The sequence below is a fragment of the Chromohalobacter sp. HP20-39 genome (assembly GCF_033052815.1).
GTDB lineage: Bacteria > Pseudomonadota > Gammaproteobacteria > Pseudomonadales > Halomonadaceae > Chromohalobacter.
Window position 1 is genome coordinate 1 of record NZ_JAWHTP010000282.1, and the last position, 369, is coordinate 369.

Below are 369 nucleotides of genomic sequence, written 5' to 3' on the forward strand. Positions count from 1 at the left end.
CACAGCAGGCGGCCGCCGGGCTGCCTGAAATTTGAGCCCATCGGAACAAACAGCCGGCCGAGGCGTCGCCGCGGCGCAGCACCAACCTTCTTTCTGCGCAGGAGCGCCAGATGACTACCTACACGAAGACCGACACCCAGAATGAAAGCGGGAGCAGGAAGCACTTCGTGCTCATCAAGCAGGCCTGCCTGGACACCCAGGGCCGCAAGCTCACTGCCGAGGCGGCCGCACGGCGCCTGCTCGACATGCGCCAATGGCCGCTCTGGCAGGGTACGCGCAATCGCCGTGCGATCGTGGCCGGTTCGCGGCTGGCCATCTACCTGGCGGGCAGCTGTGAGGTCATCGCGATGTGCGTCGTCGCGCGGGTGG

Annotated in this window: 1 protein-coding gene; it reads left to right on the top strand. The window is 66.9% G+C overall.

The window, feature by feature from the left end; genetic code table 11:
- Positions 1–110: 110 nt before the first annotated feature.
- Positions 111–369: hypothetical protein (locus RVY79_RS18000; RefSeq protein WP_317465884.1), on the top strand; the 259-nt coding region annotated here is incomplete at its 3' end.